Genomic DNA, 22,714 nt, shown 5'->3' with positions numbered 1-22,714 from the left:
TGAGCCATGCCCATGTACGAATACGACTGCCCTGACTGCGGGGATTTCACTTCGCTGCGGCCCATGGCCGAGAGCGCGCTGCCGTGCGACTGCCCGGCATGCGGCGCATCGAGCCTGCGAGTGATTCTGTCCGCGCCGGGGCTGAGCACGATGGCCGGCAACACCCGCACCGCCATCGCCCGCAACGAGCAAAGCGCCCACGCACCAAAAACCATGGACCAGTACAAGGAGAGCCGGGGCCACCCCAGCGGTTGCAGTTGCTGCGGCCCGACGAAAAGACTCGAACCCACCAAAGCCAATCCCCATGCCCTTAAAGGCATGCCAGCGGGCAGACCGTGGATGATCAGCCATTGATCTTTAAACGGAATCTTTATAGGGGACTGATTTATTTATCGTGCTTCTTTGATAAATAAATCTGTCCCCGATGCAGGTAAGCGAGCCGGGAGACAGATTAATTTACGGTGGAGCGCTGTAAATAAATCAGTCCCCTCCGCAGTGCCCGCGCATCAGTAGTGGGAGGCCAGATGACAGCGCACGGCTGCCGCTCCGACTTTGGCCGGTAATAACGCTTGCGGCTTTTCGCAGCCTTGGGTGGCTTTCGGGCAGCGGTCGCGAAAGTAACACCCCGTCGGCAACGTCCGGTTGCCCGGCAGCTCGGTCGGCGCCGACACCTGAGCATCGTCCACCGCCACCCCCAGACGCGGCACCGCCTCCAGCAGCAGTTGCGTGTAAGGGTGACGCGGCCGCTCCAGCACCTCCGCCGCCGTACCCAACTCCACAATCTGCCCCAGGTACATCACCGCCACCCGGTCAGCCATGTGCCGCACCACCGAGACGTTGTGAGAGATAAGGATGTAGGTCAGGTCGCGACTGCGCTGCAGCTCGGCCAGCAGATTGAGGATCTGCGCCTGCACCGGGATGTCCAGCGCCGAAGTCGGTTCGTCGAGGACGATGATGTCCGGGTCGGACGACAATGCCCGCGCAATCGCAATCCGCTGACGCTGGCCCCCGGAAAACTGGTGAGGAAAGCGATCAAGGTATTCCGTGCGAATGCCCACCTGGGCCGCCACCTTCTCCGCGATGCCACGCATCTCGTGACGCGGCGCCGAACGCTGGACGAACAACGGCTCGGTGATCACTTTCCACACCGGCAGCCTGGGGTCGAGGGACGACTGCGGGTCCTGAAACACAATCTGCACGTTGCTGCTGCGTTCCTTGTCGCTGCTGTAAATCCAGTCGAGTCGTCCCAACGTCGGCTTGATCAGGCCCATCAGCAACTGCGCCAGGGTGCTTTTGCCGCAGCCGGATTCACCGACCACGCCGAGGGTTTCACCGGCGCGGACCTGCAGATCGATGCCATTCAGGGCATGGGCCAGGGCCTTCGGGCGACCGAGCCAGTCCTTGCCCATCGGGTAATGCACGCGCACGTCTTGCAGGCCGAGGATGGTCGGGCTTTCACCGGGCGATGTCTGCAGGGCTGAATGGATCATGGCCGCGACTCCTGTGGGGTGGCGTGTAAGGGGGCGCTCAACCAGCAGGCACTCTTGCGGTCGGCGGCGGCGTCGATGACCTGCATCGGCGGTCGCTGCAGGCATTGGGCCGTGGCGAAGGCGCAGCGATCAAGGAAGGTGCAGCCCTCCGGCAGCGCCGAAAGATTGGGCACCTGCCCGGGAATGGTCTTGAGGTCCTGGCCCGGTTCGACCATCTCCGGCAATCCGCTGAGCAGGCCCTGGGTGTACGGATGCCGGGGGTCGACCATCACTTGCGCGGTAATGCCCTGCTCCACCACCGCACCGGTGTACATCACGTACACCCGGTCGCAGAACTGCGACACCAGCGCCATGTCATGGGTGATCAGCAGAATCGCCGTGCCCCGCGCGCGGGCCTTCTCCCGCAGCAGCAACAGCACTTGCCGCTGCACGGTGACGTCCAGCGCGGTGGTCGGTTCGTCGGCGATGAGCAATTGCGGATCGCAGGAAAACGCCAACGCAATCATCACCCGCTGACGCATGCCGCCGGAGAGCTCGAAGGGGTAGCTGTTCATCACCTGCTCGGGGTCGGCGATGTGCATGTCCCGCAGCAAGGCGATGGCCTTGGCTTTGGCGTCGGCCTTGCTCAAACGCTGGTGATGAATGATCACATCAAGCATCTGCCGACCGATGCGGCGGGTCGGATTGAGTGCGGTCATGGGTTCCTGAAAAATCATCGCGGCATCACGGCCACGCACGCTCAACAGGTCCTTCTCTTTGGCGGTGAGCATGTCGCGGCCGAGAATGCTCAGGCTGCCACTTTTCACGTCATAGGAACGCTCTGGCAGCAGGCGCAGGCTGAGCATCGCGGTGACCGACTTGCCGGAGCCTGACTCGCCAATCACGCCCACGATTTCGCCGGGATTGACGTGCAGCGACACGCCGTTGAGGGCCTTGACGGTGCTTTTGTAGGCCGGAAATTCGATGCGCAGGTCGTCGATGACCAGCACCGGAGCCTGCTCGGAAAGGGGGTTTTGAACAGATGCCTGCATGGTCATTTCCCCTGCTGCCGTGGGTCGAGCAAGTCACGCACGCCGTCGCCCAAAAGGTTGAAACCGGTGGCCGTGATCAGAATTGCCACGCCGGGAAAGGTCGAGTACCACCATTGATCGAGGATGTAGTTGCGCCCGGTGGCGACCATGGCGCCCCACTCCGCCGTCGGTTGTTGCGCGCCCAGGCCAATGAAGCCCAGGGCCGAGGCCATGAGGATGGCGCTGCCGATGTCCAGGCTCAGTTGCACCAGCAACGGCGGCATGGCGTTGCGCGCCACGTGCCAGATGACCATATGCCAACGCCCGGCACCGAAGGTTTCGGCGGCTTTGACGTAACCCATCTGGCGAATGCTCAGGGCCTGACCTCGGGCCAGGCGCACGTAGAACGGAATCCGCACCAGCGTGATCGCCAGCATGGCGTTGAACAGGCTCGGGCCCAGCGCTGCGGCCAGGGCCATGATCAGCACCAGCGACGGCACCGACAGCATGATGTCCATCAGGCGCATGATCAGGCCGTCGAAACGCCCGCCGATGATCCCGGACATACAGCCCAGCAAGCCGCCGGCAAAACACGAGGCAAAGGCCACGAACAGACCGACGCCGACGGATTGCCGGCTGCCGTACAACACGCGGCTGAACAGGTCGCGGCCCACTTCGTCGGTGCCGAACCAATGGGCGGCGGACGGCGCGGCCAGGCGCTGGGTCAGGTTCAGCGCGTTGGGATCATGGGACGCGAGCCAAGGCGCAAAGGCCATCACCAACAGCACCATCACGGTAATCAACAGCCCGGCCATGGTCAGCGGGCTGCGGCGAATCTGATGGGCCAGGTAGGCCCATTTGTCCTGCCAGCGCGAGGCGGCCGGCAGGGGCGCCACGGCGGGCGCGGTGATCGGAGTCGTCATGTCAGTTGACCTCGCCAATGCGCGGATCGATCAGGCGGTACAGCAGATCGATCGCCATGTTCAGCAGCACGTAAATGAAGGAGACCATGATCGCGAAGCCCATCACGGCCGGGAAATCCAGCGACTGGATCGACTTGACCACGTAGGCACCCATGCCCGGCCAGGCGAACACGGTTTCGGTGAGGACCGCGCCGTAGAGCAGATCGCCCAGGGTCAGGCCCAGGACCGTTACCGACGGAATCAGCGCATTGGGCAAGGCGTGGCGCAAAATCACCGCCCACTTCGACAGCCCGTAGGCCCGCGCGGTGCGGATGTAGTCTTCGCCGAGCTGGTCGAGCATGGCCGAGCGGATCTGCCGCGCGACCACGCCCAAGTTGACGAAGCCCAGGGTGATGGCCGGCAGAATCAGGTGCTGCACGGCGTTGAAAAACAGCCCGGTGTCGCCCGCCAGCAGCGTGTCGATCAAGTAAAAACCGGTAATGGTTTTCGGCGGGTCCAGCCCTTCGTCAAGACGACCGCTGCCCGGCAGCCAGTTCAAATGGCCGTAAAACAGCACGATCAGGCCCAGCCCGAGCCAGAACGCCGGGGTCGAAATCCCGGTCACCGCCAGGGTGCGAGCGACCTGGTCGATGAAGCGGTTGTGGTACACCGCCGAGAGCACACCCAACGGCACACCCACCAGAATCGACAAGGTCAGCGCCGCCAGCGCCAGCTCCAGCGTCGCCGGGAAGAACGCCTGCAAATCTTCGAGCACCGGGCGATGGGTGCGAATCGACGTGCCCAGGTCGCCGTGCAGCAGGTCGAGCATGTAGCGGCCGTATTGTTGATACAGCGGCAGATCCAGCCCCAACTGATGGCGGATGTTGTCGACGATGGCGTCGGTGGCGCGGTCCCCGGCGATCAGTCGCGCGGGGTCGCCCGGAATCAGGTGCGAGATGGAAAAGGTAATCAGAGAAACGCCGAACACCACCAGCAGCAGGCCGCCCAGGCGTTTGCGCAGCATATTCAGGAAGGCCATGGGGCACCTCGGTCACGCAGTCGATCAATAACGCGAAACAGCTCGCGGACACAGCGCTGCTTCACAGGACCCCGCCTCCCTTGCAGGGCCCAGTGAGTCACAGCGATTTACCGGATAAGGGCTTACTTGGTGATCGTGCCGACGTTGAACACCTGTTCCAGCATCGGGTTGAACACGTAGCCCTTGACCTTCTCGCTCATCGGCAAGGTGTAGGCCTTCTGGTAGAGGTAGGCGTAGACACTGTCGTTGAGCACAATCTTCTGTGCCTGCTGGTAAAGCTCGGTGCGCTTGGCCATGTCGTTGGTGGTCGCCGATTCACGAATCAGCGTGTCCACCGCCGGGTTGTCGTAGAACGAACGGTTGCCGGCCAGGCCTTTCAGCTTCGAATCGAAGAAGAAGTTCATGAACATGTAGGGGTCGGCGAAGTCCGGGCTCCACGAGCCGATGGCGATGTCGAAGTCACCGGTGCCCAGGCGCTCACGCATGCTGGCGTTGGCGAGTTTTTCCAGCTTGAGGTTGACGCCCAACGGTTGCAGGCCAGCCTGCAGGGTCAGGCCGATGGGCTCCCAGTTCGGGTCCTTGTCGGAGTACATGAACGTGAGGTTGCTGACCTTCGGCGAGACTTTCGCCAGATCGGCCTTGGCCTTTTCCATGTCCTGCTTGAACGCCGGCAGCTTCGCGTCATAGGCCCACATGCCCTGAGGAATCGGCCCGTTCAGCGGCTTGGCCTTGCCTTTCAGGATGCCGTTGATGATGCCGTCATAGTCCAGGGATTCGACAATCGCGCGCCGCGCATCGGGGTTGTTCATCGGCGCTTTCTGGGTGTTGAGGTACAGCAGCGTCACCCGCAGCGACGGGTAGTCACCGACGACGATGCCGGATTTCTTCGCCAGCGCTTCGAGCTGGTCTTCGGGCATGTCTTCGATGATGTCCAGGTCACCGTGTTCCAGCTGCAGACGGCGCACCGAGGCCTCGCCGATGATCTTCACCACGACTTTTTTCAGGGCGGGTTTCGGGCCGGCGTAGTAGCTGTTCTGCTCCATGGTCAGGGTCTGGCCTTTCTGCCAGTTGACCAGCTTGAACGCCCCGGAACCTGCGGTGTGGTTGGACAGGTAGGCGTCTGCGCCTTCGGCTTTCTTCGCCACGTCCGGGTTGATGATGGCGGCGCCGTTGTGGGCCAGCGTGGAGAGGAACGGCGCGTATGGCGCTTTCAGGGTGAAGCGCACGGTCAGCGGATCGACCACCGACACGGCCATGTCCTCGGGGAAGGCGCCGGACGGGCCCTGCTTGAGCTTCATGACTCGGTCAAATGAGAACTTCACCGCCTCGGCGTTGACCTCGGCGCCGTCATCGAATTTGTTGCCGGGCTTGAGCTTGAATTCCCAGGTCAAGTTGTCTGCCGAGGTGGTCCAGCCGCTGGCCAGCTCCCCCGCCACTTCGGTGCTGCCCTTGCCGTTTTCAACCTTGTAGGTGACCAGCCGCTGGTACGCCGGGTAGGTCACGGTCCAGTCGTTGTTATCGATGGTCACGGCCGGGTCGAGGGTCTGCGGGTCGGACGGTTTGCCGATCATCAGGGTGTCCTGAGGCACGGCTGCGCTGGCCGATTGCCAGGCGCCGAGGCCCATGGCGGTGCAGAGGACTGCCATCGCCAGCGTGCGTGGGGTAAGGATTGATTTCATGCCGGTTCCTTGATCGTTCGATGTCTGAAAGTTCGTCAGGTTTGTTATTGAAGCTATACCGGGCAGTTCAAGCTCACAGGCCTCAGGCCTGCGAAATGGCGCGCCCTGCTCTTGCGAGGTCGGGTGACGCCAGATTCAGCCGGGATTCATGGTTGTCCCGGTCGTTTGTTCGTATGTCCTGTTTTGTAACGCGTGTTGCGTGGTGCGTGTCACGTGCTGCGGATTCAGGTGGCGGGCTGAATCGAGCCGTCGTCGATCAGCGGATAGTCCTCGGCGTCAGGCAGTTCGTAATGCCACCACTCGCTGTCGATGTAGGTGAACCCTGCCGCCAGCATGATCCCCAGCAACAGCAGGCGGTTGCGCTGTATGTCGGTGGGCAGGTCGGCGAAGAACTGATGGGACTGCTCGCGCATGTCATCGAAGCCGGTGCCCATATCCAGGGCGTTGCCGCTGGCATCGATCAGAGTCAGGTCCACGGCCACGCCTCGGGTGTGGTGCGAGCCCAAGGCGGGGTCGCGCACGTATTCGGGGTTGGGCAACGCTTGCCAGAGCAGGTACTGCGCGTAGGCCGGGCGATACGCGTCGAAGAGGCGCAAACGCAGTCCGGCCTGTCGCGCCAGGGTGCTGGCCTTGCGCAGACACTGCTCAGCGTCGCGGTGCAGCAGGCAGCGCGGGTCCTGGTAAATCTGCTTGCCGGCGAGGTTATCGACGCCGGCGTAAATCAGGTCGATCTCGACCTGCAGCGCGTGGGCATCGACTTCGACGAGGGGGCTATTCACGTAACGACACTCCAGATCAGCTTGTTCATTCATGACACGCAGGTTCATGCCTGGCGGGTGAAGCTTCCCGGCTAAAGCCGGGAAGCTGTTGCCTTTGCGAAGCACGCTTCAACCGGGCAATCGGGCTCATTCAAACTGGCCAAACAGTTGCTGCAGCTCACGGTTTTTCGCCAGGCGTTGGTCAAGGCGGTCGCCATAACGGTCAGCCACTGCCGACACCATCAAATTGAACAGGCAGGTCAGCGGCGCCAGGGAATCCCAGAACTGGCCGACGTCAGAGTTGAGCTGCAGCAGATCGCTCGGGTAATCCCTGGCCCATGGGCAGTGAAAGTCGGTAATGAAGGCCAGCCCCACGTTCTGCTGGTGGGCGACTTCGCAGAAGGTCCGGGTAACGGCGGAATAGGTGCGGAAGTCGGCGATCACGGCGTAGGGTTTTTCGAATTGCGAATTCAGGGATTCGGCGTAGGTGCCGGACAAGCCGTCGACGTAATACACCTTGGGCCGGATGTACTCCAGGTGACTGAAAAACGCGTTGAGGATGCCGCGGGTGGTCTGAATGCCGACGATGAACACCGCGTCGGCGCTGTGCAGCCGCTCGACGATACGGGCGAAGGTTTCGCCACGGGCCAGGGCGTAGACGCGCTGGATCGCTTCCAGCTCACGGTTCATCGAGCGTTCCAGCGCATCGCCCTGGGTGTTTTCTTCACGAAAGGCGCCGAGCCGATCGGTGATGACCCAAGGGCTGGCGCTGTCCCCGCGCAGGCTCTGTTTGACGTCGTCGATGTTGCGATAACCTAGCGAACGCAGAAACCGTCCGACCGAAATGCCGGTGGTGCCGGTTTGCTGGGCGATGCTGTCGGCGGTCTCGAACGGCAGCTTCTGCGGATTGGCTAGCAGGTAGCCGGCGATGCGCTTGCCGGTGGGCGTCAGGTCGCTGAACCGCTGTTCCAGTGCATCGAGGAAGGGACGCTTTTCCATGGGAATTCCGCTGGTGGAGCCGGGTTGCATGAGCCGGGATAATGTTATCCGTCAGTCATTTTGCAACAGGATGTTAGCAACATAACATCGTGTTTCTAGATGGCACAATGATTATTTTAAGAGACTGGTGAGGGGGCAAGCGGCGTGTTTCAGGGTGGTGCGAGGTTGCGCATGATGCGCTTTTTGGGGGCGCAAACCGGCCACCTGTATCTTTCAGAAAAACAAGGGTTCATCTGCAGAAGCGCACGGCAATCACAAACGAACCCATGCTGAGAGGGTATCTAATTATGCCGCGCTCTCGCCGAAGAATCGGAAAAGCACAGCGCGATTATTTCCATTCTCCCGGTAGTAGGCCTTCAACAGGATATCCACTCCGTTCTGGATGATAAGCTCAGTGACCGGTCCGATGTTTGGGTGAACCACTGAACCGTCTGAACCAAACGCCAAGTCACCATTCCCGTCTTTGAGCAACCGGATTAATCGGACGTCAAGCGCTGTTTGATTATATGAGATGACCGTGCGCTGTTGATCATCGATCTCCATCAAGGCAAAGGTCTGGATCGACGTATCAACCTCAGGGACGACCAATGGCTGCCCACCGTGGAACGCTGGATCATACTCGCCGTATTTCGTCAGCTTGATAATCACCAACTTATCCTTGCCGTCAGTGCTGTCATGAATATTCGCATGAAGCGTTACGCCATCCTTATCCCCGTACCAGACCTTTTTTAACAGGATGCTGGTGACGCTGGGCAACTCAGGAAGATCGATAATTTTGCGACCGCCTGCAAACTGCGTGTCGAGCACGCCGGTCGAGGTATATCGGGAGACAACGCCCAAGGCCCTGCCATTGTTGAAATGACCCACCAGTGTGACACTGCCGTCGCTGCCCGCTGCATAGTCTGCCCAAAGATCAGACGTGGGCGTAATCGCTTCAACACCGTTATCGCCATAACCCTTAGCCGGAAGGCCGTTAACGTCGAGTTTGACTAGGTGAAAGGTAGCCACTCTGTCATTGATGAGTCTGCACGGAAATAGAATGCTGCCATCCTGTTGCCGCACGGACGCGCGGACGGAATTCCAAGGGGAGAAGTATTCTTTTCTGTCGGTGTCGGCTTCACCGTCTACCTTTAACTTAAACAACTGCTTGCCGCCTTTACCGAACTTGATATCTGGCTTGCCAGTTGCGAATATCCGAATGGCGGCCGGAACGTTCACTAGAGAACCGGTACCTTCTGGCTTCAGGAACTCCGAAACCCCGACGCAGGTGATAGTTGTCTCCTTTTGATCAGTGCTGAAAATAAAACCTTCGCTGTCCAGAACGGTGGGGTAAAGGTCGTCCATAAATGGAAACGTGAAGCGCCCCCCATTGCCAAAATCATGATCCAATGGTCCATCCGGCTTATGACGGCCGATATCACCTTTCGAAGATCCCCTTTGACCGTTTTGGATTTCGTAAAATTCTTGGTCACTCTTACTTCGCGGATCAGGCACATACAGCTGATAGGGGTTTAGAATATAACCACTACCGTTGAATTCAACATCTCGATCGCCCGCTTGATGAACAGCGTTGGCAGGATCCGCTTTCTTATCGCTCATGATCGTTCTTCCTTGAGGATTTATTGAAACCAAATACTATCCCCAATCAACATCTCCGCCTACTGAGTGAGATCATTCATGATCTCACTACAGAAGTTGAAATATCGAATACAAACAAAGTGCTAACATCGATTATAGCGAATCGCAATTATGCCAACTTCGATTCGATCTAGGCGGCAAATAAACATGAAAATAAACAGCAAGTAAGTCATGAAGATTTTTTTATTTTTTAAGAGTCGAGGCGCCGTGCATTGCACACGGCGCCTACTCAATCGACAAATTCTTAACGCAAATTAGTCTTCGCCAACTCCAGCACCATGTCCGCTTTTCCGTTCATCACCGCCTTGAGCATGAACAGGCTGAAGCCTTTCGCCTGGGCGAGCTTGATCTTCGGTGGCATGCCCAGCTCCTGTTTCGCGGTCACGACATCCACCACCACAGGCCCTGGATGTTCGAAGGCTTTCTTCAGAGCATTCGGCAGGTCCGCCGAGTCTTCCACGCGAATCCCCAGAATCCCCGCGCCAATGGCGATGTTGGCAAAATTGGTGCTGTTGAAGTCAGTGTCATGGGGCACGTAACCGCCGGCCTGCATTTCCATCGCCACAAACCCCAGCGAGCTGTTGTTGAACACCACCAGCTTGATCGGCAGGTTCAGTTGGCGGATCGACAGCAGGTCGCCCATCAGCATCGACAAGCCGCCGTCGCCGCAGAGCGCCACCACTTGCCGCTGAGGGAATGCCGCCTTGGCGCCCAGGGCCTGGGGCATGGCGTTGGCCATGGAGCCGTGGTTGAACGAGCCCAGCAGCGAGCGTTTGCCGTTCATGGTCAGGTAACGCGCCGCCCACAGCGTTGGCGTACCGACATCGACGGTGAAGATCGCGTCCGGGTCGGCGTAAGCGTCAACCAGTCGCGTCAGGTATTGCGGGTGAATCGGCTCGCCATGGCCCGATGGCGTAGCCAGCTCATCGAGTTCGTCGCGGGATTTGGCGTAATGATCCAGCGCCTTGTCGAGGAACTTCCGATCGGTGTGGGCCTTGAGGCGGGGCAGCACGGCGTCGAGGGTTTCAGCAATGCCGCCGGCCAGACCGAGGGCGACCGGCACGCGACGGCCGAGGGCGGTCGGGTCGATGTCAATCTGGATGACGGTGGCTTTTTCCGGGTAGAAATTGCGGTACGGGAAGCTGCTGCCGAGGATCACCAGCGTGTCGCAGGCCATCATCGCGTGGTAGCCGGAGCTGAAACCAATCAACCCGGTCATGCCGACGTCGAAGGGGTTGGCGTATTCGATGTACTGCTTGCCACGCAGAGCGTGGACCACGGGGGCAGACAATTTCTCCGCCAGCGCCACCACCTGATCGTGGGCCTCGGCACAGCCGGCGCCGGCGAGAATGGTCACGGCCTTGGATGTGTCCAGCAGGTCCACCAACCGTTGTAAATCGGCTTCGGCGGGGATCACCCGCGCAGGCGCGTGATCGACCCACTGGGGTTTGATGTCAGGCGCTGCGCTCAGGGCGACATCGCCGGAAATCACGATCACCGCCACGCCGCGCTGGCTGATGGCCGCGCGCATCGCTCGCTCCAGCACCCGAGGGAACTGCTCGGGGGTGCTAACGGTTTCAACGAAGTGGCTGCACTCCTTGAACAGGTCGGTGGGGTGGGTTTCCTGAAAGTAATTCAGGCCGATTTCGGAGGACGGAATCTGCGCGGCAATGGCCAGGACCGGCACGCCGCTGCGGTGGCAGTCGTACAGACCGTTGATCAAATGAAGATTACCCGGACCGCAACTGCCCGCACACACCGCCAGCTTGCCGGTGGACGCTGCTTCCGCCCCCGCCGCGAACGCCGCGACTTCTTCGTGACGGGTGTGCATCCACTTGATCTTGCCCAGACGCTGGAGGCTGTCGGTCAGACCGTTCAGGCTGTCGCCGCTGACGCCCCAGATCTTCGAGACGCCGGCTGCGGCGAGGGTTTGGGCGAGGTAATCGGCGATGGTTCTGCTGGACATGGGGCAAGTTCCTTGTCGAGTCGAATGAGCGCGCGAGGCCGGAACAGACCTTACGCGTGGTCTCAAATCGACCTATAGCGCCGGGGACAGTTCAGTGCGTCTTGGGGAAACGCCCCCGCCCGCAAGCGCCAGATCTCACACCGGCGGCTGGCCCGGCGCCTTGCTCGGCTCGGCGATCTGCACCTTGGGGTTGATCGGCGTTGCACTCGGCGTCGCGTATTGCTGTTTCAGGTGGCCGTCCGGATCCAGCAGCCAGGCATCCAGAATTTCCCGCACCACGGGACCTGCCACGCGTCCGCCCGCTTCGCCGTTCTCGATCATCACGGCGACGACAATCTTGGGATTGGCCGCCGGGGCAAAGCCGACGAACAAGGCGTTGTCGCGGTGGCGTTCCAGGGTCTTGTCGCGGTTGTAGCGCTCGCCCTGCTTGATCGCCACCACCTGCGCGGTGCCGCTCTTGCCGGCGATGCGGTACTGCGCACCTTGCGCGGCCGCACGGGCGATGCCGCGTGGGTCGTGCATCACCGCCTGCATGCCGTTGTTGACCTGATCCCACTCGTGGGAATCACGCAGCACGATGTTTGGCATCGGATGCTCGTCCACCGGCGCCGAACCGCCGATTTCCTTGGCCAGGTGCGGACGATGCCACACGCCTTTGCTGGCGATCAGCGTCGTCGCCTGAGCCAGCTGCAGCGGGGTCACTTGCATGTAGCCTTGGCCGATGCCGAGAATCACGGTTTCCCCCGGGAACCAGGCCTGACGTCGGGTGATGCGCTTCCATTCTTTCGACGGCATCAGCCCCGCCGATTCTTCGAACATGTCCAGCGAGACCTTCTGGCCGATGCCGAACATGGTCAGGTAATCGTGCAGGCGGTCGATGCCGAGCTTGTGCGCCAGGTCATAAAAATAGGTGTCGTTGGAGCGCATGATCGCCGCGTACAGGTCCACCCAGCCATCGCCGCTGTGGTTCCAGTTGCGGTACTTGTGATCGAAATCAGGCAGCTGGAAATAGCCCGGATCGAACACCCGCGTAGACGGCGTGACGACCCCGCTGTCCAGCCCGGCAATCGCCACTTCCGGCTTGATGGTCGAACCCGGCGCATACAACCCGCGCAGCACGCGGTTGAACAGCGGCCGGTCGACCGAATCACGCAGCGCCGAATACTCCTTGAAGCTGATGCCGGTGACGAACAGGTTCGGGTCGAAGCTCGGCTTGCTGACCATTGCCAGCACTTCGCCGGTGGCCGGATCGATCGCTACCACCGAGCCGCGACGATCCCCCAAGGCGTGTTCCGCCGCTTCTTGCAGCTTGATGTCCAGGCTCAGCGTGATGTTCTTTCCAGCCACCGGATCGGTGTGTTTGAGCACCCGCAACACCCGACCTTGCGCGTTGGTTTCCACTTCTTCATAGCCAACATGGCCGTGCAGTTCGCTTTCGTAGAACCGCTCGACGCCGGTCTTGCCTATGGACTGCGTGCCGCGGTATTCCACCTGATCCAGCTGCGTCGCTTCCTTCTCGTTGATCCGTCCGACGTAGCCGATGGAATGCGCGAAGTGCTCCGCCAGCGGGTAGTGACGAACGAACTGCGCCTCGACGTCCAGCCCGGGCAGGCGGAACTGGTTGACCGCCAACAGGGCGATCTGCTCTTCCGTCAGCTCATACAGCAGCGTCACCGGCACGAAGCGGTGAGGCGAGTTTTTCATCGCCTTGTCAAAAATAATGCGGTCCTCGTCGGGCAGGTTGAGTATCTGCATCAGTTCGTCGATGACCGCATGCCAGTCGCCTGCGCGCTCGCGGGTCATGGTCAGGTTAAAGCTGGGCCGGTTGTCCGCGAGGATCACGCCGTTACGGTCAAAAATCAGCCCGCGCTCCGGTGGAATCGGCAGCACGTGGACGCGATTGTTTTCAGAGATGGTCGAGTGGTAGGCGAATTCGGTGACTTGCAGGAAGTACATGCGGCACACCAGCGCGACGCTGAGCATGGCCACGAAAACGGCGCAGGCGATCAAGCGCTTGTTGACTAGCCGGGTTTCCTTCTCGTGGTCTTTTAAAGGTATTGGATCGGGCATTTCTGCAGCTACTCGGTGAACAGATGGACGGCACAGTCAGCACCCCGCATGAATAGGCGGGACGCAAATGGCGTGCACGATACCAAGAAGTGGTCCCGGCGACGGGCCAGGCTTTATGAAGATTCTGTCAGGTTCAAGCCCCGCTCGCCCCGACGCGCGATCCCTGAGGCGGTTTCAGGAAAAAGCCATGCGCCGTTATTTCCTCAATTGTTACTCGAATGGACCGCGACTGTTACGCGTTCGGTAACAGTCATTTACCGAATTCACCCGCCGCAACACGTCGTAACACATCTATCATGTCAGTTGGCGTGAAAAAACAGGGATCAGTTACGGCAACTCCCCGCTCAGCGTGCGCTATTCGCCCGCTGGCCTGCCAGAGACCCAATGTCACACCCCGCCAAGAGCCACTTGCCGTGCACATCGTATGCGCGGCAATACCCGTGATAAAGAACGCAGAGCACAGCCCCGGCACGGACCATTCCCCAATGGCCTGTGGGGGCGTGGTTTTGCAGGAGCCCTGAATGACAGAGAAATCCAAAGGCCTCACCCGCCGCCAGTTGCTGAAAGGTTCAGCCACGACGCTGGCCGTGGGCGCCGCCGCTACGGCCCAGGCCGCCACCGTCGTTGGCGTTCCGCAGTGGGTGCCCTTCGACCACAACGGTCCGATGCACTACGACACCCCCGGCTGGCAATTCTTCACCGATGCCGAGGCCACCGTGGTGGAAGCCATCGTGGCGCGGCTGATCCCCGCCGATGACCTCAGCGTCAGCGGCAAGGATGCAGGCTGCGCGGTGTTCATCGACCGTCAGCTGGCCGGCGAATACGGCACCTTCAGCCGTCTGTACATGCAAGGGCCGTTCGTTCAGGGCACGCCGATGCAGGGTGACCAGTCGGAACTGGTGCCGCGCCAGCGCTACCGTCTCGGCCTCGCCGGCCTCGAAGGCTATTGCCAGAAGCAATTCCAGAAAAACTTCAGCGCCCTGACCGCAGAACAACAGGACAAGGTCCTGACCGGTCTGGACAAAGGCGAGATCACGCTGGAAGGGATCGACTCAAAGCTGTTCTTCCAGCAAGTGCTCGGCAACACCATGGAAGGCTTCTTCGCCGACCCGGTCTACGGCGGCAACCGCGACATGGTGTCGTGGAAAATGATCGGCTTCCCCGGTGCCCGCTACGACTACCGCGAGTACATCGGTCTGCACAACCAGAAGCTGAATCTGGTGCCGCTCTCCATCATCGGCAGCTCCGCCTGGACCAAAAAGGGTTAATTCGACATGGCCAAAAAACTACCTTCCACGGACGTCGTGGTTGTCGGGCTCGGCTGGGCCGGATCCATCATCGCCAACGAACTGGCGGATGAAAATCTGAAGATCATCGGCTTTGAACGCGGTCCGTGGCGCGACACCGCAGCGGATTTCAACGTCGCCTCGGCGGCAGACGAACTGCGCTACAACCGCCGTCAGGACTTGATGGCGAGAACCCGGCAAAACACCACGACCATTCGTAACAGCGTGACCGAGACAGCGCTACCCATGCGCAGCTGGGGCTCGTTTCACCCCGGCAATGGCACCGGCGGCGCAGGCAATCACTGGGCCGGCATCACCTTTCGTTTTCAGCCCCACGAATTCCGGCTGCACAGCCACCTGACCGAGCGTTACGGCAAAGAGCTGTCGCCTGAATTGACCCTGCAGGATTGGGGCACTGACTGGGACGAAATGGAGCCGTTCTACGCCAAGTTCGATCGCCTGGCGGGCATCTCCGGCAAGGCCGGCAACATCAAGGGCGTGATCCAGGAAGGCGGCAACACCTTCGAAGGTGCGCGCTCCGAGGAATACCCGAACCCGCCGACGCAACAGACCTACGCGCCGACGCTGTTCGCCGAGGCCGCGAAGAATCTAGGCTACAAGCCGTTCCCGGTGCCGTCGGCCTTGCTTTCGCGCCCGTACGTGAACTCCCTTGGCGTGGCCATGGGTGCCTGCACCTTCTGCGGTTTCTGCACCAACTACGGCTGCGCCAACTACTCCAAAGCCAGCGCCATCACTACGGTGTTGCCGGTGCTGGTGCGCAAGCCGAACTTCACCGCGATGACCAACTGCGAAGTCCTGCGCGTGACCATGGACAGCAGCGGCAAACGCGCCACCGGCATCGTCTACATGGATTCGAACGGCGAAGAATGGGAACAGCCTGCCGAACTGGTGGTGATCAGCGCGTTCATCTTCGAAAACGTGCGCCTGATGCTGTTGTCCGGCGTCGGCCAGCCGTACGACCCGGTGACCAATACCGGCACCACGGGCCGCAACTACGCCTACCAGACCGCCAACAGCGTGCGCATGTTCTTCGATGACAAGAACTTCAACCCGTTTATCGGTGGCGGCGCCATCGGCATGGGCATCGACGAGTTCAACAACGACAACTTCGACCACTCGGGTCTGGGTTTTGTCGGCGGCGGCAGCACCCGCGTGACGCCGATCGGCGCTGCGCCCATCGACTCCCGCCCTCTGCCGCCCGGCACCCCGGCCTGGGGTTCGGAGTGGAAGAAAGCCACGGTGAAGAACTACGCCAGCACCATGTCCATCGGCTGCGAAGCAAGCAGCTACGCGACGCGCACCAACTACCTGTCGCTGGACCCGACCTATAAAGATCCGCTGGGTCGCCCGCTGCTGCGCATCACCTTCGACTTCCCGGAGAACGACCGCAAAATGGCTGCGTACGTCACCGGCAAGGTCGGCGAGATCGCCAAGAGCATGAACCCGCGGCAAATGGTCCCGAGTTCGCAGAACGGCCACTGGAACAGCGCGCCGTATCAGTCGTCGCACATCGTCGGCGGCTTCATCATGGGTGCCGACCCGAAGAACAGCTCGGTGAACAAACACCTGCAAGTGTGGGGCGTGCCGAACCTGTTCGTGGTCGGCTCATCCGCCTTCCCGCAGAACCCGGGCTACAACCCGACTGGCACCGTCGCGGCGCTGGCCTTCAAAGCAGCGGATGCCATCCGCACCCGCTACCTCAAGCGTCCAGGGGAGATGATCAGCGTATGAAGACTCTTCTGACGGTCTGCGCAGGCGTTATCGGCCTGTCTGTTTCCCTGGCTCATGGGGCAACCGGCGCCGATTCCTACAACATCGTGGAAAAAGGCCGCTACCTGACCACCCTGGGCGACTGCACCGCGTGCCACACGCTCCCGGGCAAGCCGCTGTTCTCCGGCGGCGTGATCCTCGACACGCCATTCGGCAAGCTGGCTGGCGCCAACATCACCCCGGACCCAGCGACCGGCATCGGCCGCTGGAGCTTCGAGGATTTCCAGAACGCCATGTCCAAGGGCCACGGCCTGGACGGCAAGCGTTTGTACGGCGCCATGCCGTTCACCGCGTACACCAAGGTGCTGCGTGAGGACAACCTGGCGATCTTCGCGTACCTGAAGACGGTGGATCCGGTGGAGAACAAGGTTGAAACCAACCAGCTGCCCTTCCCCTTCAACGTGCGCACCAGCCTGATCGGCTGGAACCTGATCAACTTCAAGGAAGGCGAATTCAAGGCCGATCCGCAGAAGTCCGAGCAGTGGAACCGCGGCGCGTATCTGGTGGAAGGTCTGGGGCACTGCGGCACGTGCCATACGCCGAAGAACCTGATCGGCGGTGACAAGAATGATCAGTTCCTCACCGGGGCCAATCTGCAGAACTGGGTCGCGCCGAACATCACGTCCACTGGCCACGATGGCATTGGTGCGTGGAGCGAGGCGGACATCGTCAAGTACCTGAAGACCGGCGCAAACCGTTTCGACATCGCGTCCGGGCCGATGGCCGAGGAGGTCGAGCATTCTTCGCAGCACTGGAAGGATGAGGATTTGCTGGCGGTGGCGGTGTACTTGAAGGACGGTGCCAAGCCGGTTGAGGCCGCCAAGCCAGTCGCGGCGAACGATGCGGCGATGGTGGCGGGCAAGGCGATTTATGCGGATCGCTGCTCGGCATGTCATACGCCGACCGGTGAAGGTGCGGCCAATCTCTTTCCGAAACTGGCAATGGCCCCGTTGGTGAACAGCAATGATCCGTCGTCGCTGATTCGTGTGGTGCTCGCGGGCAGTCGTGCGGGTGCGACGGATGCTGCGCCAACGGCTCCGGCGATGCCGGCGTTTGGCTGGAATCTGTCGGATGAGAATGTCGCGGATGTGCTGACGTATGTGCGCAATACGTGGGGCAATGCGGCGCCAGCGGTGTCCGGTTCGGACGTGAAGGATGTGCGTGAGGGGTTGAGGGCGAAGTAGGGTTTCGGTCAGGGACTGATTTATTTATAGCGCTTCACCGTAATTAATCTGTCCCCGGGGTGCGCGGTGTTGCTGAGAAGTCTGCCTAAGGGCAGACGTTTCGCCTTCGGCGAGTTACTTGATAAAGCCCCAAGTAACCAAGGGCTTTTGCTCCTGGTTTGGCCCTTCCTTCGTCAGGGTTCCTTCACTCCGGTCTCGCTCCGTGGGCCCGCGCCGAACGGACATCCCTGTCCTGACGGCGCTCTCGCCGCATCCATGCGGCTCGGCCCACTCCACGAAACCTCCGTTCAGCCTGCACCCAAGTCGCGTTTTGTGGTGTCTGGACTACCGCGTAGAAGATCAAAAGCAAATCAAAAGCTTCCCGGCTAAAGCCGGTTCCAGTGGCTTCACGCGTTGCTTTTAGTGGGTCCGGCTTTAGCCGGGAAGAGGCCTGTTTGCGCACCGATATCGTCGGAGGGTGAGCTGGATACCCACCCATCATTAACTTGTACGATGTCTTATCACGAGGTATTACTAGCGTCCCGTAAAAAAATAATAGAACGGAGATCGCTACATGGACTCATCCCTGTCCGCCTTGCCCCAGCACGCTGAAACCGCTGGTCACTCAAGCGGCAACACGCGCCGCAGTTTCCTGAAAAAATCCCTCGCTGTTTCCGCCACGCTGGCCGCCGTTGGCAGCGCCGCTCTGCCCCGCCTCGCGTCTGCCGCAGAACCCCTGAGCCAGCGTTACCCGGATCCGCTCATTCACATTCTCGACGACAGCTTTCTCGAACTGCGGGTCTTCAACGCCAGCGTGGAAAAACTCGCCACCGGCATGCGTTGGGCCGAGGGGCCGGTCTGGGTCGGCGACGGGCGTTACTTGCTGGTCAGCGACATCCCCAACAACCGCATCATGCGTTGGGACGAAATCACCGACACTTTCACGGTCTACCGCGAGCATTCCAACTTCTCAAACGGCATGTGCCGCGATCGCCAGGGCCGCCTCATCGTCTGCGAGGGTTCCACTACCACCAGCGAAGGCCGGCGCATCACCCGCACGGAATACAACGGCACCATCACCGTTCTGGCGGACAGCTTCGACGGCAAACCCTTCAACTCCCCTAACGACATCGTCTGCAAAAGCGACGGTTCGATCTGGTTCAGCGACCCGCCCTTCCAGACCAGCAACAACTACGAAGGCCACAAAATCACCCCGACCCAGCCACACGCCGTCTACCGCATCGACGGTGAGAGTAGGAAAGTCACCCGGGTGATCGACGACCTCGCCGGTCCCAACGGCCTGTGCTTCTCCCCTGACGAAAAGACCCTGTACGTCGTCGAAGGTCGCGCCAAACCGAACCGCCTGATCTGGGCCATCGCGGTCAAGGACGACGGCACCCTGGGCGAACGCCGCCAACACATCGAAGGCCTGGACTACGCCGCTATCGACGGCATGAAGTGCGACGAAGCGGGCAACCTGTGGTGCGGCTGGGGCGGCAACGGCGACCCCAAGGCCGACCTGGAAAAACTCGACGGCGTGCGGGTCTTCAACCCCCAGGGCAAGGCCATCGGGCACATCTCGCTGCCAGAACGCTGCCCGAACCTGTGCTTTGGCGGACGCGAAGGGAATCGGCTGTTTATGGCGAGCAGTCACTCGATTTATTCGTTGTTTGTGAATACGCGTGGGACTGGGTTTGCGGTGTAAGGCTATTAACTTGCTGCATCGACGGCCAAGCGGCCGTCTACCTGCGCACTGCTATTGGACTAAAGGGGACCGTCCCTTTTAGGATTTAAGTGTCACGGTCCGAAAATATGAGGATGTCCGAGTTGGAATGCCTCGCTCAGCTCAACTTCCTCATTAACGTCCCCCTCGCTCAAACACTTGCATGGCTTATTATCTAGCGCCGCGCGCACCAGGTCATGTAGCGCCGACGATTTAAAATTGACCTCAAGCCATAGTGTACTGTCATCATCATGGCTCAAGCGTGCGTCATAATCCGCTACAGTCTTAGAATTTTGATCTTTCAAGTACAAAAATTCTTGATCTGCCCGAACGCAAGACTCACTCGCCTTTAAAGAATCCATAATGCGCTGGGCTGTAAGATCGCTAGAAAAAACCAATCTATATTCATGACTCATGGGCCGTGCGGCCTCCCTCGAACTGTGGGTAAATCAATAGGACTGCGAATGCCGATACAACTCTTGTCCTAATCCGTCGTGAGGGTCCAGCGATCATCTAGAGCGTTTCCTGCAGGATCCATTTTCTTGAGTCAAAGGGGTCAGTCCCCTTTAACAATAAGCTCCGTGCGTATCCAGGTGGTCGCACTGATACCACGTCAACACATCAATCAACGGGAAAACGGTCTCTTCTAAGCCTGAATGGTCGCAGGCGAGCGAGATTTTCTGCCCCCGAACGCAGGATAGGGCTGTCATAGGGTGCCGGTGCGAAAGATCGGTATCGCGCCTGGCGTTGCGAGTTGCGCCTGCCGACCGGCCTTACGCCCAAATATCAAGTTCTCCATGGCTTGAGCAAAGCCCAGCCCCTGTATCCAAAGCCCGTCGTGGATGAGGCTCAAGACGTAGCAGCAACCCTTTTCGTCCATCAACAGCGCTCCGTGGCTATGATGGACTTCGGCGATGCTCACCAAGGTACTGCCTAGGCGTTGCTGCCACTCAAGGAAGTCTTCGCTTCCATGCAGATGTTCGAATGTGCCAAAGGCGACATCACTGGTAGCGCACTCCTCTCCTGCGCCGCAGATGCCTACCTTCACCCCGACAAGCTGTTCAAGTAGACCAGCGGCAGGATGCTCGGGTGGAACGTAATGCGGTAGTGGTATGGTGGAAGTGCTGGGCCAGCCTGCGGCAAGAAACAGTGGACTCAGGCTTTCAGGGAGTTCGATCAGCGGGGGTACGTTCAGTGTGTCGGTCACGATTTTACCAAGCTGTTAGTGGGTGCTATAGAGTTAAAGGGGTCCGTCCCCGTTAGCCTTAGTTTCCTCATTCGCCATCTATTTATTATCGCCTCCTGTAATTTTGGGTTAGTAATAAGTCACCAAAGAACGCAACGAACTCTTCACCTATATTAGGGGCAACCTTTTTCAAGGTAATGAAGTACGTCCAGATAGGTGTTGGCGCCCCTAAGTCCATCTCGATCCACTCTGCTTCACTTGCTGCACAGTGAATAGCAAAGCGAGCGAGCCCTGATGTTGTCACGCATAACTCCCTATAATCTTTCTCAATCGTCCAAAGCTTATGAACCATTTCCTGGACATGTTCATCATTATGATCAATTAGCTGGGTATCTGCGAACTGCTGTAAGTACCGAGTTATCGTCTTTATCCCTTCGGATGGGTGGATTTGGACCATTTGAGCGTTAATTAGCTTAATCAGAAAACTTGCATAGCAGCGCCTAACTTCGTCATAGGAAATGTTTTGATCGCCCAAGCGCTCGTTGATCGCCCTTATTGCTATTAGTACTTGATCATCGGTCATTTCAAAGCTCCATCCTGTACACCGAGATTTTTCATTACATGAGCACACGAATCGCAAAAAACGAGCGGCTTTCCGTCGTTTCTAAGTGTCGTTGAGGTTCCTCCCTGCACAAGGGCTCTTAAATCAGTCGCGCAGCGGACATTGTGCTGAGTCGCAATCTGACTAAGTGCATCTGCTTCACCGCAACCCCCGTGAAATTTGGATCTATCGGCTGACGGCACGTCGTCGTATAACCGTCTTACCACTGGGTGCGCAGCGCCGTTACCCAAGGCGCCTTCGCTATAACCGAACTGAGTTTCTGGCAGATTCTTTGCGTCAATAGCTGTACGCGCGCCTTCATTGTTTGGCGTTATTCCCTTTTTTCGTTTCAACCCCAGCGGGTCAAACCATCCGGTCGGGTTCGGCACGTAGTGATAGAGGTTTAGCCCACCACTGTAGCCAATCGGGTCCTTGCTAATGTATCGCCCGACTCTTGGATCATAGTACCGATGGCGGTTGTAGTGCAGGCCGGTTTCGTGGTCGTGGTACTGCCCCTGGAATCGGATCGGGTTGGTCAGGCCGGCTTGCTGGGCGAACTCCGAGCGCTGTTCTTGAGCTTCACCCCACGCTTTGTATTGGGCGCTCCAGGCGGTGTTGCCGTTTTGATCGGTGATTTCCTGCGGCGTGCCGAGGTGGTCGCATTGGTACCAGGCGAGGACGTCGATTGGCAGTGCGACGGGTTTGTAGGTCCAGAGCGGGTCTTCTTTGAAGTTGTAGCGGCCTTCGTAGGTCGGTTGGCTGACGAGGCGGATGGTTTCGTGGCGAATGGCCTGGGCCACCGGCACGAAGGTGCCGGGTTCATGGATGTAGTGGACGGTGCGGCCGAGTGCGCCCGCGTATGGCGGCGGGCTGCTTTCCCACGCCAGGTTGTCGCCGTCCCAGCCGTACAGGGTGAAGCCGCATCCCAGTTCGCGTTCTTTGCGAGCGTGTTCGTTTTCGTTCCAGCCGGTGCCGGCTTCTGGGCGCGGTCGGTAGTGGGCTTTTGAGAGTTTATAGAGGCGACGGCCGAGGGCGTCGTAGCCGAAGTCGACGGTGAGGCGCGGGTCGCGGAAGTGCACTAGACGATCGAAGAGGTCCCAGTGCAGTTCGCTGCGCAGGCCGTTGGTCCAGCGCTCTGTCTGGTTACCGCGTTCGTCGTATTCGTAGTGGTTGCCGGCGTAGTCGCGCAGCAGGTTGTCGATCAGTTTGTGGCGGACTTGGTCCGGATCTAAAGGGCGCCGGACGGGTGCGGCGCTGTCGTTGAGCAGGTTGCTCGCAGGGTCGAAGGCGAAGGTTTCGGTACCGAGGCGGCTCGTTGCGGCGAGCAGGCGGCTGACCGGGTCGTATTGATAAACAAGGACCCCACGGCGGCTGTCGTTGATGTCGGTGAGCTGGCCGGCGGCGTCGTATTGG

General features: G+C 59.9%; 19 protein-coding genes. 5 read left to right on the top strand and 14 right to left on the bottom strand.

Features of this window, described 5'->3' with window-relative positions; translation table 11 throughout:
• Positions 1–6 precede the first annotated feature (6 nt).
• Positions 7–354 (top strand): zinc ribbon domain-containing protein, encoded by a 348-nt coding sequence (locus tag QWI20_RS26530; RefSeq protein WP_369307932.1) that lies wholly within the window; start codon positions 7–9, stop codon positions 352–354.
• Positions 355–506: 152 nt separating this feature from the next.
• On the opposite strand, the gene QWI20_RS26525 is transcribed toward QWI20_RS26530, so the two are convergent.
• The 10 genes from QWI20_RS26525 to mrdA all read right to left on the bottom strand — a co-directional run bounded on the left by QWI20_RS26525 (position 507) and on the right by mrdA (position 13,551).
• A complete protein-coding gene (locus QWI20_RS26525) occupies positions 507–1,490 on the bottom strand; it encodes an oligopeptide/dipeptide ABC transporter ATP-binding protein (protein WP_369307931.1) in 984 nt (327 codons plus the stop codon).
• A complete protein-coding gene (locus QWI20_RS26520; RefSeq protein ID WP_369307930.1) occupies positions 1,487–2,527 on the bottom strand; it encodes an ABC transporter ATP-binding protein in 1,041 nt (346 codons plus the stop codon). Before QWI20_RS26520 ends, QWI20_RS26525 begins: the two co-directional genes overlap by 4 nt.
• Positions 2,524–3,423 (bottom strand): D,D-dipeptide ABC transporter permease, encoded by a 900-nt coding sequence (gene ddpC, locus QWI20_RS26515; RefSeq protein WP_192172213.1) that lies wholly within the window; start codon positions 3,421–3,423, stop codon positions 2,524–2,526. The genes QWI20_RS26520 and ddpC overlap by 4 nt, the downstream gene beginning before the upstream one ends.
• 1 nt (position 3,424) lies before the next feature.
• Entirely contained in the window at positions 3,425–4,441 is a 1,017-nt protein-coding gene (locus QWI20_RS26510; RefSeq protein WP_369307929.1) for an ABC transporter permease, read from the bottom strand.
• Between the two features lie 122 nt (positions 4,442–4,563).
• A complete protein-coding gene (locus tag QWI20_RS26505; protein WP_369307928.1) occupies positions 4,564–6,120 on the bottom strand; it encodes an ABC transporter substrate-binding protein in 1,557 nt (518 codons plus the stop codon).
• Between the two features lie 224 nt (positions 6,121–6,344).
• Complete coding sequence (gene ddpX, locus QWI20_RS26500) at positions 6,345–6,899, bottom strand: D-alanyl-D-alanine dipeptidase (protein ID WP_369307927.1); 555 nt, start codon at positions 6,897–6,899, stop codon at positions 6,345–6,347.
• 126 nt (positions 6,900–7,025) lie between these two features.
• The gene (locus QWI20_RS26495) at positions 7,026–7,877 is read right to left on the bottom strand and encodes a MurR/RpiR family transcriptional regulator (RefSeq protein ID WP_369307926.1); all 852 of its coding nucleotides are present in this window, start codon (positions 7,875–7,877) and stop codon (positions 7,026–7,028) included.
• 285 nt (positions 7,878–8,162) lie between these two features.
• Entirely contained in the window at positions 8,163–9,476 is a 1,314-nt protein-coding gene (locus QWI20_RS26490) for a hypothetical protein (protein WP_369307925.1), read from the bottom strand.
• 283 nt (positions 9,477–9,759) lie between these two features.
• Positions 9,760–11,481 (bottom strand): ubiquinone-dependent pyruvate dehydrogenase, encoded by a 1,722-nt coding sequence (gene poxB / locus QWI20_RS26485; RefSeq protein ID WP_369307924.1) that lies wholly within the window; start codon positions 11,479–11,481, stop codon positions 9,760–9,762.
• A gap of 135 nt (positions 11,482–11,616) precedes the next feature.
• A complete protein-coding gene (gene mrdA / locus QWI20_RS26480) occupies positions 11,617–13,551 on the bottom strand; it encodes a penicillin-binding protein 2 (protein ID WP_369307923.1) in 1,935 nt (644 codons plus the stop codon).
• 521 nt (positions 13,552–14,072) lie between these two features.
• On the opposite strand from mrdA, the gene QWI20_RS26475 reads away from it, so the two are divergent.
• The 4 genes from QWI20_RS26475 (at position 14,073) to QWI20_RS26460 (ending at position 19,496) form a co-directional block, all read left to right on the top strand.
• On the top strand, positions 14,073–14,819 hold the full coding sequence (locus QWI20_RS26475) for a gluconate 2-dehydrogenase subunit 3 family protein (RefSeq protein WP_369307922.1): 747 nt from the start codon (positions 14,073–14,075) through the stop codon (positions 14,817–14,819).
• 6 nt (positions 14,820–14,825) lie between these two features.
• Positions 14,826–16,589 carry a GMC family oxidoreductase gene (locus QWI20_RS26470; protein WP_369307921.1) on the top strand — a complete coding sequence of 588 codons (1,764 nt, stop codon included), beginning with the start codon at positions 14,826–14,828 and terminating at the stop codon, positions 16,587–16,589.
• Entirely contained in the window at positions 16,586–17,812 is a 1,227-nt protein-coding gene (locus QWI20_RS26465; protein WP_369307919.1) for a cytochrome c, read from the top strand. Before QWI20_RS26470 ends, QWI20_RS26465 begins: the two co-directional genes overlap by 4 nt.
• Positions 17,813–18,365: 553 nt before the next feature.
• Positions 18,366–19,496, top strand: coding sequence for an SMP-30/gluconolactonase/LRE family protein (locus QWI20_RS26460; protein ID WP_369307918.1), 1,131 nt, complete (start codon positions 18,366–18,368; stop codon positions 19,494–19,496).
• 92 nt (positions 19,497–19,588) lie between these two features.
• Here the strand turns inward: QWI20_RS26460 and QWI20_RS26455 are convergent, their stop codons facing one another.
• The 4 genes from QWI20_RS26455 to QWI20_RS26440 form a co-directional block, all read right to left on the bottom strand.
• Positions 19,589–19,930, bottom strand: a complete 342-nt coding sequence (locus QWI20_RS26455; RefSeq protein WP_369307917.1) for a hypothetical protein — start codon at positions 19,928–19,930, stop codon at positions 19,589–19,591.
• A 290-nt stretch (positions 19,931–20,220) separates the two neighbouring features.
• Positions 20,221–20,721: an SUKH-3 domain-containing protein gene (locus tag QWI20_RS26450; protein WP_369307916.1), complete on the bottom strand. Its 501-nt coding sequence runs from the start codon at positions 20,719–20,721 to the stop codon at positions 20,221–20,223.
• 85 nt (positions 20,722–20,806) lie between these two features.
• Positions 20,807–21,283, bottom strand: coding sequence for a hypothetical protein (locus QWI20_RS26445; RefSeq protein ID WP_369307915.1), 477 nt, complete (start codon positions 21,281–21,283; stop codon positions 20,807–20,809).
• Positions 21,280–22,714: RHS repeat-associated core domain-containing protein (locus tag QWI20_RS26440; protein WP_369307914.1), on the bottom strand; the 1,435-nt coding region annotated here is incomplete at its 5' end. The genes QWI20_RS26440 and QWI20_RS26445, both read right to left, overlap by 4 nt.

This window comes from Pseudomonas sp. W2-17 (genome assembly GCF_041060445.1).
GTDB lineage: Bacteria > Pseudomonadota > Gammaproteobacteria > Pseudomonadales > Pseudomonadaceae > Aquipseudomonas.
Note: the sequence above shows the minus strand (reverse complement) of the source record. Positions and strands in the feature narration are given on the sequence as shown.

What these genes read in the sequence shown, in the direction of transcription:
- QWI20_RS26530 (WP_369307932.1), top strand. Translation starts at nt 7, where the DNA reads ATGCCCATGTACGAATACGACTGCCCTGACTGCGGGGATTTCACTTCG.
- QWI20_RS26525 (WP_369307931.1), bottom strand. Translation starts at nt 1,490, where the DNA reads ATGATCCATTCAGCCCTGCAGACATCGCCCGGTGAAAGCCCGACCATC.
- QWI20_RS26520 (WP_369307930.1), bottom strand. Translation starts at nt 2,527, where the DNA reads ATGACCATGCAGGCATCTGTTCAAAACCCCCTTTCCGAGCAGGCTCCG.
- ddpC (WP_192172213.1), bottom strand. Translation starts at nt 3,423, where the DNA reads ATGACGACTCCGATCACCGCGCCCGCCGTGGCGCCCCTGCCGGCCGCC.
- QWI20_RS26510 (WP_369307929.1), bottom strand. Translation starts at nt 4,441, where the DNA reads ATGGCCTTCCTGAATATGCTGCGCAAACGCCTGGGCGGCCTGCTGCTG.
- QWI20_RS26505 (WP_369307928.1), bottom strand. Translation starts at nt 6,120, where the DNA reads ATGAAATCAATCCTTACCCCACGCACGCTGGCGATGGCAGTCCTCTGC.
- QWI20_RS26495 (WP_369307926.1), bottom strand. Translation starts at nt 7,877, where the DNA reads ATGGAAAAGCGTCCCTTCCTCGATGCACTGGAACAGCGGTTCAGCGAC.
- QWI20_RS26490 (WP_369307925.1), bottom strand. Translation starts at nt 9,476, where the DNA reads ATGAGCGATAAGAAAGCGGATCCTGCCAACGCTGTTCATCAAGCGGGC.
- poxB (WP_369307924.1), bottom strand. Translation starts at nt 11,481, where the DNA reads ATGTCCAGCAGAACCATCGCCGATTACCTCGCCCAAACCCTCGCCGCA.
- mrdA (WP_369307923.1), bottom strand. Translation starts at nt 13,551, where the DNA reads ATGCCCGATCCAATACCTTTAAAAGACCACGAGAAGGAAACCCGGCTA.
- QWI20_RS26475 (WP_369307922.1), top strand. Translation starts at nt 14,073, where the DNA reads ATGACAGAGAAATCCAAAGGCCTCACCCGCCGCCAGTTGCTGAAAGGT.
- QWI20_RS26470 (WP_369307921.1), top strand. Translation starts at nt 14,826, where the DNA reads ATGGCCAAAAAACTACCTTCCACGGACGTCGTGGTTGTCGGGCTCGGC.
- QWI20_RS26465 (WP_369307919.1), top strand. Translation starts at nt 16,586, where the DNA reads ATGAAGACTCTTCTGACGGTCTGCGCAGGCGTTATCGGCCTGTCTGTT.
- QWI20_RS26460 (WP_369307918.1), top strand. Translation starts at nt 18,366, where the DNA reads ATGGACTCATCCCTGTCCGCCTTGCCCCAGCACGCTGAAACCGCTGGT.
- QWI20_RS26455 (WP_369307917.1), bottom strand. Translation starts at nt 19,930, where the DNA reads ATGAGTCATGAATATAGATTGGTTTTTTCTAGCGATCTTACAGCCCAG.
- QWI20_RS26445 (WP_369307915.1), bottom strand. Translation starts at nt 21,283, where the DNA reads ATGACCGATGATCAAGTACTAATAGCAATAAGGGCGATCAACGAGCGC.